General features: G+C 25.5%; 19 protein-coding genes. 3 read left to right on the top strand and 16 right to left on the bottom strand.

Going from position 1 to position 14572, the window contains the following annotated elements:
• Positions 1–17: 17 nt before the first annotated feature.
• Positions 18–149 carry a hypothetical protein gene (locus J2Z25_RS18820; RefSeq protein WP_280916474.1) on the top strand — a complete coding sequence of 44 codons (132 nt, stop codon included), beginning with the start codon at positions 18–20 and terminating at the stop codon, positions 147–149.
• A 90-nt stretch (positions 150–239) separates the two neighbouring features.
• Here the strand turns inward: J2Z25_RS18820 and J2Z25_RS12765 are convergent, their stop codons facing one another.
• The 3 genes from J2Z25_RS12765 to J2Z25_RS12755 all read right to left on the bottom strand — a co-directional run bounded on the left by J2Z25_RS12765 (position 240) and on the right by J2Z25_RS12755 (position 1632).
• Positions 240–1004 (bottom strand): hypothetical protein, encoded by a 765-nt coding sequence (locus J2Z25_RS12765; RefSeq protein ID WP_209740880.1) that lies wholly within the window; start codon positions 1002–1004, stop codon positions 240–242.
• Between the two features lie 177 nt (positions 1005–1181).
• A complete protein-coding gene (locus J2Z25_RS12760) occupies positions 1182–1397 on the bottom strand; it encodes a metallophosphoesterase family protein (RefSeq protein WP_209740879.1) in 216 nt (71 codons plus the stop codon).
• A 34-nt stretch (positions 1398–1431) separates the two neighbouring features.
• The gene (locus J2Z25_RS12755; protein WP_209740878.1) at positions 1432–1632 is read right to left on the bottom strand and encodes a metallophosphoesterase family protein; all 201 of its coding nucleotides are present in this window, start codon (positions 1630–1632) and stop codon (positions 1432–1434) included.
• Between the two features lie 116 nt (positions 1633–1748).
• Between J2Z25_RS12755 and J2Z25_RS12750 the strand changes: the two genes are divergently transcribed.
• A complete protein-coding gene (locus J2Z25_RS12750; RefSeq protein WP_035285684.1) occupies positions 1749–2162 on the top strand; it encodes an EamA family transporter in 414 nt (137 codons plus the stop codon).
• A gap of 129 nt (positions 2163–2291) precedes the next feature.
• Here the strand turns inward: J2Z25_RS12750 and J2Z25_RS12745 are convergent, their stop codons facing one another.
• From J2Z25_RS12745 to J2Z25_RS12735, 3 genes are read right to left on the bottom strand one after another with little or no spacing between them, the layout of a single operon-like run.
• The gene (locus tag J2Z25_RS12745; RefSeq protein ID WP_209740877.1) at positions 2292–2510 is read right to left on the bottom strand and encodes a hypothetical protein; all 219 of its coding nucleotides are present in this window, start codon (positions 2508–2510) and stop codon (positions 2292–2294) included.
• A gap of 31 nt (positions 2511–2541) precedes the next feature.
• Positions 2542–3750, bottom strand: coding sequence for a sensor histidine kinase (locus J2Z25_RS12740; protein WP_209740876.1), 1209 nt, complete (start codon positions 3748–3750; stop codon positions 2542–2544).
• Positions 3743–4423, bottom strand: coding sequence for a response regulator transcription factor (locus J2Z25_RS12735; protein WP_209740875.1), 681 nt, complete (start codon positions 4421–4423; stop codon positions 3743–3745). Before J2Z25_RS12735 ends, J2Z25_RS12740 begins: the two co-directional genes overlap by 8 nt.
• Before the next feature lie 521 nt (positions 4424–4944).
• Here J2Z25_RS12735 and J2Z25_RS12730 point away from each other — a divergent pair.
• Positions 4945–5307, top strand: coding sequence for a multicopper oxidase domain-containing protein (locus J2Z25_RS12730; protein ID WP_209740874.1), 363 nt, complete (start codon positions 4945–4947; stop codon positions 5305–5307).
• 146 nt (positions 5308–5453) lie between these two features.
• Here J2Z25_RS12730 and J2Z25_RS12725 read toward each other — a convergent pair whose 3' ends face one another.
• The 10 genes from J2Z25_RS12725 to J2Z25_RS12685 form a co-directional block, all read right to left on the bottom strand.
• Positions 5454–6200: an ABC transporter permease gene (locus J2Z25_RS12725; RefSeq protein ID WP_209740873.1), complete on the bottom strand. Its 747-nt coding sequence runs from the start codon at positions 6198–6200 to the stop codon at positions 5454–5456.
• Positions 6193–6891, bottom strand: a complete 699-nt coding sequence (locus tag J2Z25_RS12720; protein ID WP_209740872.1) for an ABC transporter ATP-binding protein — start codon at positions 6889–6891, stop codon at positions 6193–6195. The genes J2Z25_RS12725 and J2Z25_RS12720 overlap by 8 nt, the downstream gene beginning before the upstream one ends.
• A gap of 1 nt (position 6892) precedes the next feature.
• Complete coding sequence (locus J2Z25_RS12715; protein WP_209740871.1) at positions 6893–7822, bottom strand: ABC transporter substrate-binding protein; 930 nt, start codon at positions 7820–7822, stop codon at positions 6893–6895.
• 136 nt (positions 7823–7958) lie between these two features.
• Positions 7959–10133: a HAMP domain-containing sensor histidine kinase gene (locus J2Z25_RS12710; RefSeq protein ID WP_209740870.1), complete on the bottom strand. Its 2175-nt coding sequence runs from the start codon at positions 10131–10133 to the stop codon at positions 7959–7961.
• Positions 10108–10812, bottom strand: coding sequence for a response regulator transcription factor (locus tag J2Z25_RS12705; protein ID WP_097034048.1), 705 nt, complete (start codon positions 10810–10812; stop codon positions 10108–10110). Before J2Z25_RS12705 ends, J2Z25_RS12710 begins: the two co-directional genes overlap by 26 nt.
• Before the next feature lie 124 nt (positions 10813–10936).
• The gene (locus tag J2Z25_RS12700) at positions 10937–11551 is read right to left on the bottom strand and encodes a lysophospholipid acyltransferase family protein (protein ID WP_209740869.1); all 615 of its coding nucleotides are present in this window, start codon (positions 11549–11551) and stop codon (positions 10937–10939) included.
• Positions 11532–12782, bottom strand: a complete 1251-nt coding sequence (locus J2Z25_RS12695) for a glycosyltransferase (RefSeq protein ID WP_209740868.1) — start codon at positions 12780–12782, stop codon at positions 11532–11534. The genes J2Z25_RS12700 and J2Z25_RS12695 overlap by 20 nt, the downstream gene beginning before the upstream one ends.
• An 11-nt stretch (positions 12783–12793) precedes the next feature.
• Complete coding sequence (locus J2Z25_RS12690) at positions 12794–13309, bottom strand: DedA family protein (protein WP_209740867.1); 516 nt, start codon at positions 13307–13309, stop codon at positions 12794–12796.
• Positions 13310–13551: 242 nt separating this feature from the next.
• Complete coding sequence (locus tag J2Z25_RS18815; RefSeq protein ID WP_268875695.1) at positions 13552–13674, bottom strand: hypothetical protein; 123 nt, start codon at positions 13672–13674, stop codon at positions 13552–13554.
• Positions 13675–13808: 134 nt separating this feature from the next.
• Positions 13809–14486: a TVP38/TMEM64 family protein gene (locus J2Z25_RS12685; protein WP_209740866.1), complete on the bottom strand. Its 678-nt coding sequence runs from the start codon at positions 14484–14486 to the stop codon at positions 13809–13811.
• Positions 14487–14572: the final 86 nt, after the last annotated feature.

Genomic DNA, 14572 nt, shown 5'->3' with positions numbered 1-14572 from the left:
ATTTAGGAGGACTTAAAATGAAAAACAAAGATTCTAACGATGTTACTAACCCATCATCACCTAATTATGATAAGAGAATTAAAAATAAAGCTAATGAAAAAACTCCATATGGTGAAAATGAACCATCTACCCATACAACATATAAATAAATTTTAATAATCAAAGAAAATACCGTTTATAAAATAAACGGTATTTCTCATTAATCAACTATATACATATCTCTAACATTTATTATTTTTCTATCCTAATAATCTATTTACTATGTCACTTGCATCTTGTGCTATTGGTATTATATTTTTAACAAAGGAAATAGTAGTATTAATACTTGTAAGCAAACTTAAAACCTTTTTTATATTTTCTTTAAACCTTTGATTTTTAGATGCCTCTTCACAAATATTTTTATTAAGCATTATGCTTCCAAGTCCTTGTTCTATAGAGGTTTTTAATCCATCTATTCCGTATATTTTATACTCTTCTATTTTATAATATAAATCACTAAGTACATTATTCAAAAATAACTTTAGTTCCCCATTTACTTCTAATTCTTCTAACTCTTCTATTAATACCTGTATCTTTTCTTTAAATTTCATTAAATTCTCTTCTTCAATATTTCTATATTGATTGCATACATCTAAAGCTAATGCTATGCCATTTATAGATATCAATATTTCCTTTGTGATTATAACATCTAACTTGTGTATATCATCTTCTAATCCTATAGACATAATTTTCTTTTCAAAATTAGTAAGTGATTTTACTAATTCATCTTTTGAATTGCTTTCAATCTTATTAGTCAGTTTTTTTATATTTTCTATCATTTCAATAATTTGTATTATAGATTTAAATATTTTCTCTTCATCGTTTATATCTAAATCGAAAACCTGAGCAAGAACTGATTCTACCGTTCTAAATCTACTTTGTTTGTTCGCATTACTACTACAAAACTCTTTTGATTTACTTAAGATCTCGTATAGCCTAACTGCCGGATTAGTTGATAATACCATACTACCCCCTCCACAAAATTTGATACAGTTACTATTTCTATACTCTCCTACCGTTCTCCTCTTTTTTTCTTTAATCTTAATAGTTTTTTAAGTATTAAATATTATTAAATTATAATTAATATTTAAATATATCTTTACTATATATAATGCTTTAAATTTATATTATATGTATGTTTTTTAATTATTTATATCTATTTTTTCTATTTGTATTTTTCCATTTATAATATTCATAATAGCCATAGTTAAAGACAATGAAAACCTCTTTCTTCCACAACTTTCTGGATTAAGATATATAATATTCTCATTTATATCTAAGCTATATTTATGTGAATTCCCATATATTATAATATTAACTTCTTCTAAATTAATATTTATATTATTTTTCTCATGCACAATATAGTTTCTTTCCCTCTATTTCTAATAGTTCCTATTTACTCAATATATCTTCAAAAATCTTATTATCATTATTACCTTTCACAACAACTGTTTTGTCAATATTATTAAGTTTTAACAATACTTCCTTATTACAAATATCTCCTGCATGTATTATTAAGTCACAGCTATTTAAATATCCTATTACTTCTTCTCGTAATAAATTATGTGTATCTGAAATAATTCCTATTTTCATATATTTATCATCACCTTTTTGTATATTTAATGGTATTATATAATTAAATTATAACTATATATTTCATGGAGGATTTTATATTGCTAAAAAAATTTAATATTAAAGGAGTTGCTAATATGTGGGTTATTTATGCATTACTATCAGCTTTTTTTGCTGCACTTACATCTATTTTAGCTAAAATAGGAATAGAAAACATAAATTCAAACTTAGCTACTGCAATACGTACTGTTGTAGTCTTAGTGATGGCTTGGGGAATAGTTTTTATTAATGGTAGCTTAAATCAAATTAATAACATAAGTCAAAAAAGCTGGATTTTCTTAATTTTATCTGGTATAGCTACTGGCCTATCCTGGCTATTCTATTATAAGGCTCTTCAAATAGGAGAAGCTGCAAAAGTAGTTCCAATAGATAAATTTAGTGTTGTAATAACCATGATATTAGCTTTTGTAATTTTAAAAGAAGCTCTTACAGTTAAAACAGTTTTAGGTGGAGTATTTATTACAATTGGAACTTTTATAATGATCTTATAGAGATTATTATTCACTATTAACTAAAAAACTAACTGTAAAAACTTAAAATTAACAAGAAAACTCAGCTAAAGCTGAGTTTTTTCATTAATTGTACATTATCTATTTTAAATTATTAATTAAAATTTAATTCTACTTATAATTCTCAACTACATTTTTTATAATTTCTTTAATTTCACTTAAAGATAAATCCAGTGTTTCAAGACCTCCAATATCACACCTTGCTGTAGTTTTTATACTGTTAAATATCCTTGCGTATAATTGCTTTTTATTATCAAATCGCTCATTATCTTGTAATATATAACCATAAACTAACTTTGTTTCTTTTTCTATATAATCTCTATCGTTCATAGTAACATTTCTCCTATTTTAATTATAAATTTCATTTTTCACTATTTAATTCTATTATAAATGTAGTATCTTTACCTACGTTACTTTCTGCATATATTTTTCCATTATGACTTTCAACTATAGATTTAGCTATTGATAATCCTAATCCATACCCTCCAGTTTTTCTTGCTCTTGAAGTATCTACTCTATAAAATCTTTCAAATATTTTATTTAAATCTTCTTTTTTTATACCTTCACCTGTATTTCTAACTTTCAATCTTATTTTATTTTTATCTAAATTAAGCTCCACATATATTTTACCATCTTTATTAGTATACTTTATTGCATTGTCTAATAATATTATGAATACTTTTTTTATACTTTCTTTATCACCCTTTAAAAATACATTGTTTAAAATATTTGTCTCTAATTCAATTTTATTTTCAAATATAACAGCTTCAAATGTTAATAATATATTGTTTAATAGTTTACTTAAATCAAATGTTGAAAATTCTATAAGTTCTTTACCTGTATCAAGCTTAGCTAAAGATAGCATTTCATCTATTAATTTTGCCATTCTTTCAGTTTGATTATTTATATAATTTATCCATTTAATTTGATTACTTACAATATCTTCTTTATTAGATAAAATTACAGAAGTATTGGTTCTTATAATTGCTAGTGGTGTTTTAAGCTCATGTGAGGCATCTGCAATAAATTGCTTTTGCTTTTCAAAGCTATCTTTTATAGGTTTTATAGTTTTATTAGTTAAATAAATACTTATAAAAAGCAATCCTATCAAGCTTATACTCCCAATAGTTAAATATGATCTTAAGAGGCTTGATAAAGCATTTATTTGAGGTTCCCTACTCATAAGCACTATCTTCATACCTTTATTTATAGTTTCTTTCATATATCCATAACTATTTCCGTCTAATTTTACTTTATCAAATTGTTTATCGCTTTTTATTATTTTATATACAGTATCCTCTAAAATCTCCTTATCAATTTCCATAAAAGTTAATACATTAGCTATATTATTGTCAGTATCTAAATCAATAATTATACTTCCAGCCATCATTGGGGAATCCGGTCCTGCAGGCTTACGAGGATTAAACATTGCACCTCTTAATTGATGTTCTAAATCTCTATCCATACTAATAGCAGTAGAAATATATATTGTCCCAAAAATTAATATAAAAACTAAAGTTAATAATGACATATTTATTAATATAAATTTCTTCTTTAATTTATCAAACAATGCTATCCTCCATCCTGTATCCTACTCCCCTTATAGTTACAATACTTACATTAGATTTTAAATAAGTTAATTTTTTTCTTATAAATGAAATATATACTTCTATATTGTTATATTCAACCTCCGAATCAAATCCCCAAAGTTTTGTTATTAAATCATCTTTGCTAACAACACATTTAGGCCTTTCCATAAAATATTTAATTATCTCGAATTCTTTCAAAGTCAGTCTTATATTCTCATTATTTACATCTAAATCATAAGTATCTAAATTTAAACTTATATCTCCATATGTTAATATATTATCATTTACAACATTCCCTTTTCTTCTAGTTATAGATCTTAATCGCGCTAGTAACTCTTCTGTAGCAAAAGGCTTTGTTAAATAATCATCTGCCCCTAAGTCAAGACCTCGAACTCTATCTTCAATTTGACTTTTAGCTGTCAGCATAATAACAGGTGTAGAAATACCTGATTTTCTTAATTGCTTTAATAAGCTTAATCCATTTAATTTAGGTAGCATTATATCCAGAACTATAACATCGTATACTCCTGTTAAAGCATAATCAATTCCATCCTCTCCATCATAAACAGCATCAACTGAATACTTATTATTTGTTAATATTTGAAATAATGCTTCTGAAAGCTCTCTTTCATCTTCTACCAATAATAGTTTCATATTCATTCTCCCTTACTTTTGTAAAACTATAATTTATTTATATATAAAATTCACTTTTCTAGATTATATCCCACTTTTTATTCTTTATATAAGTTATTGTTAGTTTTAATAAGATTTTATCATATAAACCTTAAAATTAAATTAAATTCTAATTAACAACACTATTAATTGTTTTTTAGAACTAATTTAAGTATTACCAATTATCAAAGTTTCTTTCTAAATAAATATATTATTACCATAGTAATTTAATAGGAGCTTATTATAGTAATAACACCCGACATAAAATATTTAGAATATGTCTATAAAGATGGCGTTAAACTTTTTACTTTAGTTTCAGAAGTAGTTAACCTGGAGCTTATACCTGGACTTTTTGTACGAGCCTTATGATATAATATGGTGAGGATCCCCAAAATAAGAAAAGAAAAAATTATAAAGATTATCTAGTAGCTCTTCAAGAATGGGCAGTTGATGAATTACCTTGGGGAGATATAACTAAAGGTACTTATAACTTAACATTTAAAATGCCTCATTCTAATTTCTTTACTATGAATGGTAAATGTTATCCTTCAACTAATCCACTTGAAGTTTGCTATGGTGATACTGTAAAGGTAAGATTTTGTAATATTCAAATACACCATCATCCAATTCATCTTCATGGCCATCAATTTAAAGTTGTTGGTGCCGATGGATTCCCAATAAGAAAGGAAACTCAAATATATAAAAATATAATTTTAGTTACTTCGGAAGAAACATGGGCTATTGAATTTATAGCTAAAAATCCTGGTATTTGGCCAATGCATTGCCACATGCCTCATCATGTAACTAATAATGCTGCACCAGGAGTTGGTGGCATGTTTACTACAGTAAACTATATAGATAAATAATATAACAGAATTCTACTTAAATAATTATTGACATATTTATTACTTTGTTAAATCAAATAATTTATACAATCATTGTTTATAATAAAAACCTAATTAGTTATAAATATACTTAAGAAAGTATGTTCTATATACTAATTAGGCTTTTATTAATTCCATGGACATATTTTCTTTTCTAATAAATCTATAATTTTAAATATAATAAGAGACATAATGCTAAGAGCTAATACTCCAGCAAACATTCCTTTATAATCAACCATTGACCATGAATTCATTATATAATATCCTATTCCATATTTAGTTGCATAATTTTCACTAAAGAATAAAGCAGAAATTGCTATTCCTATACTTACTCTTAAAGCAGAAAATACTTTGGGTGCTATTGCAGGCATCACTACTTTTAATATAGTATCACTTTTACTAAATTTCATAACTCTAGCAGATATTAATACATCTTTGTCAATTTCTTTAACTGCATCTCTTGCAACTATTAAAATTTGAAAAACTATTATAGTTACCATAAGTATTATTTTAGATTTATCTCCTATTCCAAACATAACCATAAATATAGGTAAAAAAGCTATTTTAGGTATAGGATATAGTAGATATACTACTGGTGAAATTATTTTATCTACTAAACTACTAAGTCCAAGAGCAATTCCAACTGGAATCCCTATAATTAATGATATTAATATAGCTCCCAATATTCTATACATGCTATATAAAATATGATATATAAAATCATTTTGTAATAATCTTATTAGCTCATATATAGTAGTTTTAGGGGATGGTACCATATTAGTACCTATTAACATACTTAGTAAATACCATAAAGCAACTACAATTATTACTCCATAGAGTCCTTTTATTATTTTTAATAGTAGCTCTTTAATCATATAGTTTACCTCTTACTTCATTACATATTTCTATGTACTCTTGTTTCTTTCTTATATCTTTATCACCAAAATATCTATTATTAATTATGCTATGTATTTTACCATCCTTCATAACAACTATATACTCACCTAAAAAAACAGCTTCTTCAATACTATGTGTTACTAAAATCATCGTATTGCTTCTCTTATCTTTTATATCTAAAAGTAAATCCTGAATTTTTTCCTTGTTTATTGAATCTAGTGCAGAAGTTGCTTCATCCAATAGTAGCGTTTCTGGGTTGCTTATTATTGTTCTTGCTATAGCTACCCTTTGCTTTTGTCCTCCACTTAATTCCTTTGGATATTTATTCTTAAAACTTAGTAAATCTAATTCTTTTAGTACATCATTAACTAATTTTTCTTTTTGTTTTTTTGTAAATTTATACTTATTTAATCCAATCTCTATATTTTTATATACTGTAAACCAATTAAATAATCCTAAATTTTGTAGTATTAAAGAAGTTTCTCCTTCTATTTCTAATTTCCCTTCATAATTAGAAATAAGCCCTGCTATAGTATATAGCAGGGTTGTTTTTCCACATCCTGATTTACCTATAATTGCATAAGTCTTTCCTTTTTCTATAGATAAACTTAAGCTATCTATAGCTTTTTCATTCTTATACTTCACGGTTAAATCACTTATTTTTATCATACTACTTTACAAATTTTCCTTCTAATAAATCAGCTGGCTTTACTGATAAATCTTTATTTAAAGTTTTTTCAGTCCAGTCTATTACACTTTGTAAATACTCATCACTTGGAAGGGCTGCTTTTTTATATGTAGGTAATACCATAATATCTTTTACCGCAGGATTTGTATTTGGTATTTTTTCAATTAATATATCTTTTGCTATTTCAGGATTTTTGTTTATTTCTTCTACAGCTTTATTATATGCTTCATGAAAAGCCTTAATAGTATTTGGTTTTTCAGATATAGCTTTTCCAGTAAAAACTAAACAATCTGCTGAAAATTCATCATCCATTCCATAAACATTTTTCTTTAATCCTTGTAATTCTCCATTTGAAGCTACTGGTTCTGGGAATAAACTCATATCAACTTCACCACTTTTTAAAGCAGCAAGTCTTGCTGGTATTTCATTTATAAATACCTTTTCTACATTATATTTATCTCCAAGCCACTTATCGATTAAGTAATTAGAAACGCTTACTTCCATCATTCCAACTTTTATGTCCTTTTTATCAGTTGCCCCTTCAGTAGCTAATACAGGGAACATTCCATCTGTCATTGTTGTTGCTTTTATATCAAACCCACCATCTACATTAGTAGCAACAGCTATAAAGTCAGTCATTGCTCCATCTATAGCATTACTTTGAAGAGCACTTTGTCTATTTTGAGCATTATTATAAATTTCTATTTCTACCTCTATACCTGCATCTTTAAAGTACCCATTTTTTTCTGCAATAAGTATTGGTGCTGTATCAACAGCTGGCATTAAACCAATTTTTAATGTTGCATCTTCTATAGAAGCCTCTTCATTTTTTTCATTTGATCCACATCCAATTAAAATAACTGAGAACATTGATATCAAAATAAGTGATAACAATTTTTTAAAATTTCTCATTTGTTAATCCTCCTACAATCTTTAAATCCATTTTTATTATAGTTAAATAGACAAGCTATTTCAACATTTCCGGTAAACTTTTTCTATAAATTATAAAAAATCACTAATATCTAAGGGATATTAGTGATTTTTTTAATTACTTTTTAAATTTTAATACTACTTTAAATAAATCTCCATCTATTTCTATATCTAATGTACCGCCTTGTAATTCAACAAAACTTTTTGCTATTGCTAAGCCAAGCCCTGATCCTTCTGTATTTCTAGACTTATCTCCACGAGCAAATCTTTCTACTATTTCTTCTGCTGTAAAATCTATTTCATTTGCTGACATATTTTTTAATGTTACATAAACTTCTTCGTTTCCATCTATTATATCTATAAATACTCTTGAGTTTTGCATTGAATACTTAACTATATTAATTAATAAATTCTCAAATACTCTAAAAGTCTTTTGACTATCTAATGGAACTATCACTTTATTTCCCGGGAAATTCCACTTAAATTTTAGTGATGATTCTTCAATTTTATCACTTAATTCAAATTGAGTTTGCTTCATAAGTGAAACTATATCCACATTAACTATATTTAGTTGAATATTTTTACTTGTTGCCTTACTTACTTCAAATAAATCTTCTATCAAGTTCTTCAGCCTTTGGGATTTTCTATCTAATGTATCTAAATATAATTTTCTATTTTCTTCACTTATATTTTCATCCTTTAGTAAATCTATATAAGTAATTATTGATGTTAACGGTGTTTTTAAATCATGAGAAACATTAGAAATAAGCTCTGTTTTCATTCTTTGACTTTTTACTTCTTCATTAACTGCATTTTTAAATCCTTTTTGTATTTTTTGAAGTTCATCTTTTAATGGTTCGAAAACTCCAAGTTCTTCTTCTATAGTAACATCTAAATTACCTTCTGCAATTTTATTTGTAGCTTCTAATAATATTTGATACTTATTCCTTATATCATTAAAATACTTTCTTAAAACAAAATATAAAAATACTGTATATATTATGGCTGCACCTACGCCTAAAAACCATATGATACTCATAAAAGCAAGAGCTATAAAGTTAACTGCTAATATCTTTATTATTATTTTATTAGATTTATCATTTAAATCTATATTTGTAACTTCATCATATATTTTTATCCATATTCTTTTTATTAGCCTAAATATTTTATATATTATTGTATTTTCTTTTATATAGTTTTTTAACCCTTTATTAAATATATATTTAATTAACACTACTGATGTAAAAGCTGTTATTAATAGTACAAACCAATAAGCAATATTACCTATCATTAATATTGAATTTGTAAACTCAAATGGTATTCCAACTCTTACTAGTGATTCCTTAACCCATTCATTGTTTACGGTCCAATAGGATATATTAGGTGAAAACGCAACTAAAGTTGTTATTAACGTAATTAAAATTACACTTATTTCAAAAGGAATCTTAATAATTCTTTTAACTCCTATAATATCCTTTGATTTTCTAAATGGAATAATTAACGATATAAACATTATAGCTATATAAGCTATTAATATATAAACCAGTATTATATCCCCATATGCATAGCTCTCTGCTCTATCAACATAATTGCTTATTCTATCAACATATTTAATATCATTTGGTACACCATAAACAATAGTTATATTTTTAGGATTTGATAAAACAAAATCACTATCTCCATTAATTAAATTTCTCCACTGAAAATCTAAGAAAGTACTTATTACATTTTCATTTGCACCTTTTATTTTATTTATACTAATTTCTCCATACTCATTATAATCAATAACCATGTAATAGCCATAATAATTATCTAAATCATTTAAAACTTCTTTATTATCTTCATTTAAAATTAAATCACTTAATTTTTTTTCCGTATTTGAAGAAAAAGTATTAGTTTTTTTATCAACTATATAATAATCTAAATTCTTTAATTCTCTTTTTAATACTTTATTCCAATTACCTATTTCATAATTAATATTTCTCTTTATAAAGCTATAATCAGTCATATCATTTTCACTATAGCCTTTATATTCTTTAAAAAAGATTTCATCAGCAGGAATATCTTTATTTTGCTCCTTTTCTAGAAGATCCTTATACAATACAAAACTTCCTTTATATAGATCCATTTGAAAATTATAATCTTCAAAATATGAAGGCTTTTCTTTTTCATTTGCAAGTTTTGATATTCTAGGGTAAGATGCCACTAAACCTATTGATGTCATAATCACTAATATATATACTATTGCACTAAAAAAATAATTATATTTACTGCTTTTCAATTTTGTATCCAACTCCCCACACCACCTTTAAATATTTTGGATTTTTAGGATTAATTTCAATTTTTTCTCTTATATTTCTTACATGAACCATTATTGTATCAGTATTAATTGCTTGTTCATTCCATACTCTTTCATATATTTCTTCAGGAGAAAATACTCTTCCTGGATTTTGCATAAGCAAATGAAGTATTTTAAATTCAATTGGAGTAATTTTTACTGGGTTTCCATCAACAGTTAATTCAACTGTATCAACATTTAATTCAAGTCCTCCAATTACAAAACTATTAGATTTTTCTTTTTCTACCCCTACTAAACTTAGAAATTTTGAATATCTTCTTAGCTGGGAATTAACTCTAGCTAGTAATTCTAAAGGTGTAAAAGGCTTAGTTACATAATCATCCGCACCTATGTTTAAACCCATTATTTTATCAACTTCTTCTGATTTTGCTGAAAGCATAATAACTGGAAAATCATATTTTTCTCTCAGCTTCATAGTCATGGCTATTCCATCCATCCTTGGCATCATTATATCTACTATTGCTAAATGAATTTCTTCTTTACTTATAATTTCTAAACCTTCTATTCCATTGTATCCTTTAAAAACATTATATCCTTGATTTTTTAAATATATTTCTATAGCATCTGCTATTTCTTTTTCATCTTCTACAATTAAAACATTATATGACTTCATAATTTAACTCCCTCTTTTTCTGTAATAATATAAATATTATACAATAAAAACTTTAAATTAATCTTATTAACTAAAGTATATCTTCTAATACTAAAGATATACTTTAGTTAATTCTAAAGATTTTCTAAAGAGCTTCTTTAATTTTCTCACTATAATATTTAAAATTCTTAAGGTCTTCTAATGTAACCATTCCAAAGTCATTAATATTTATTTTTATAGTTGTAAATGGTAGTGGAATTATATATTTATCCCACCTACTTTTTAAACTTATCTTTCTTGAGTAATCTAATTTAACTCCAATAAATTTTTTATTAGCTTCTCTTGATAAAGAAAATCCTATTTTTTTAGGAATATGATATGGTCCTAATGGTCCATCTAATGCTATTGCAACTGATTCATTTTCTTTTTTACTAACTAACTTAAGATCCCTTAAGAAGGATTTCATTTTAATTCCATCTGGCATTCTCAAAGCTTTAACTTTATATTTTTTCAGGACATTTTCTATATAATTTCCTCTCGCATCAGCTGTAACAATTACATTTAAACTAAATTTCTCACTAATTAACTTCTTTATAACTAAATTCATTGAATAACTATCTCCATGCCAAAATCCAATGATACTATTATTAATATCAAATTTAAATTCAGTTAAAACTATATTACTTGTTTTAAAAACTAACTCTAGATACACTATAAATAATTTACTTATTATAGTTTCCTTAATTTGCCTTAAGTTCATATTTAAATCCTCTGTTATAATATTCTTTTATTGTATGTGCATAATTATATTCAGCTTTTTTCGCTATATTAGAATTTAGATATTTTAAAGCTTCATTATACGCCCCATATCTAAGTTCATTCATTTTCTCATAGTTATTTACAATATCCTTTACTTTTTCTGACCATTCATCTATATTTTCATCAGTCATATACCCATTTTTATCATTTACTACAACATCAACTACTCCACTTGCTTTAATTGCGACTACTGGAAGTTTTGCTGCCATAGCCTCAAGTAATACAATTCCTTGAGTTTCAGATTTCGATGCAAAAAGGAATAAATCACAAGCATTATAATAATTTCCTATTTCTTTATTATCAATTTTATTTAAGAATTCTATATTTTCCTCTAAATTCAGTTCTTTAACTCTTTTTATTAAATCTTCTTTTTCTGGTCCTTCTCCTATTATTAAAGTATTAAATGAGTTTCCAATTTTATCTTTCAATAATTTAATTCCATCTATAATAAATTCAATATTTTTTTCCTTACTTAATCTTGATACTGTACAAAAAAGATACTTTTTTTCACCTTTATATTTTTTTCTTATTTCTTTTACAGTTTTATTTTCTTCTTCAAAGTAACTTTCATTTAATCCAGTAGGCATAACTTCGATTCTTGTTTTAGTATTATTTTCTATTAAATACTCCTTCATCATATTTGTTGGTGCAAATACTAAATCACACTTATTTGTAAAATACTTAACAAGTCCAGGAACTAGTTTTTCTTTAGTAAAATCTAAAATTAAATCTTCAAACTCACCCAAATAGTTTTTCTCATTCTTTTTAGAATTTTCTTCTAATGCTCTATAAGGTTTTATATAATGTAAGTATTGCTCATATCTCGTATGATAAGTATAAGCCACTGGAATATTATATTTTTTTCCTAAATATAAGGCAGTTTGTCCCATAATCATTGGATGATGAACATGTATTATATCTATTTTTAATGATTTGAACTTTTCTTCTATTTCTTTATCAAACATATTGGGAACCACTATTCCACCTGAAAATTTATGATTAGTTGATTTATATCTTATAACATACTCTTCTTCTACTTGATTTTCATAAGTTGGAGCAAATATATAAACTTCATGTCCGAGTTCTCTAAGCCCATTAGATAATCTTTCTATAGATATAGGTACTCCACCAACAAATGGTTTATAATTATTAGTTAACATTGCTATTTTCATTTTTATCCCCCCTATAAAAAAGTTAATTTTTGAAATACTGCTTCTCCAAATACATATCCAGCGCCAATAAATACAAAGTTCCATATAAATATTCCAAGTGTTGAGCTTACTGTATATTTAACAAAATCTAACTTTAAAACTCCTGCTGGAATTGAAATTAATGTTCTTGCCATTGGTATAAGTTTGCTTATAAATACTCCCATAGAGCCCTTTTCTCTTAATATCTTAAAATTTTTATTGATAGCTACTTCATGCTTAGGAAATTTCTTCAAATACTTTTCTAGTATAAATTCTCCAAAAAATCTACCTAGAAAATATAAAGCCCAACTTCCTAAAAGACCTGCTAAAACAGAAAGTGATATTACTAAAATAATATTTACTCCACCTTTTGAAGCCCATACACCTGCAAGTGGCATTATTATCCCTGCAGGAAAACCAGGTAAATTTAAATATTCTAAAAATACAATTATAAAAACAACTATTATTCCATATTGCGAAAAATATTGATTTAAAACTCCTACATCCATTTGCTATCTCTCCCTTGTTCTTATTGATTTTAGTTTAAGCTTAAAATCTTAATATATTTTTGATATAAATCTAAAGACTTTCTAAATATAACTTAAAAAAATCTGTATTCATTAATTTGAATACAGATTTTTTATTTATAATATTTTATCTAATTCTTTAATTACTAACTTGATATTATAGATATTAATTAAATTAACAAATAAATAAATCATTTTTTTGTTGACTATTTGTCTATTTAATGTTATTCTAATTGAGCAGTTGGTACGTAAGTGCTAATTACTTGAGGAGCTTGGGTTGTCTTTCGCCGGATACCAAGCTCCTCTTCATTTTTATAGTTAAAATTATTAAACTTACCTAATAACATGTTATTAAGTAATATAAAATTAAAATTAATTACAAATTACAATAGGAGTTGTATTATTGAAGTATCCCCAAATATTAGACATAAATATCTAACATCTGAGATTCAAATCATCATAACAACTCCTATATTTATATTTATTTTATTAACTGAGTTAATTTTCCTTCTATTTTACTACTATTAATTACTATAATTGCAGATATTAATAGTACTCCTCCCCATCCCCATAAAGGTATTGATATACTTGCCGAACCTAATGCACATGCTATTAAAATTTCCCATGGTCTTGTAAGTATTAATATAATAAAATATCTTTTAAAACTCATACTGCTAAGCCCCACTAGAAAATTTATTATATCATCAGGGAAAAATGGAAGTAATAGCATTAAAAATATTATTATTTCTCCCTTTGGAGAATTTATTATTTCTTCGTATTTTTGTAAAACTTTCGGACTGAGAAACCTTTCTACAAATGTCTTTCCACATATTCTTGATAAGTAAAATATTATTGCAGATCCACTAATTATAGCTAAAGTAGTTATTATAAAAGACACCCACATTCCAAAGACCATTGCACCTGCCACAGCACTTAAATTACTAGGTATAGGCGCAATAATAATGGATGCCAATTGTAATAAGAAAAATATAATGTAAGCACTATTTCCGAACCCTTCAATATAGCCTTTAAAATCTTCTAATGATGACATATATCCTAAAATCCCACTTGATTTAAAATAAATAATTATAGCTATAAGTGATACTATTGCTATAATTAAATATATCCATTGTTTTGTCTGTATCTTATTTTTACTCATTAATTCTCTCCTTTTATAAATTAATCTATATAATTTAAATAAGCATCTATAAAAATACTAGTCTTAAATTACTCAGTACCTTTTAT

Source organism: Clostridium tertium (genome assembly GCF_017873245.1).
Classification (GTDB): Bacteria; Bacillota; Clostridia; order Clostridiales; family Clostridiaceae; genus Clostridium; species Clostridium tertium.
Note: the sequence above shows the minus strand (reverse complement) of the source record. Positions and strands in the feature narration are given on the sequence as shown.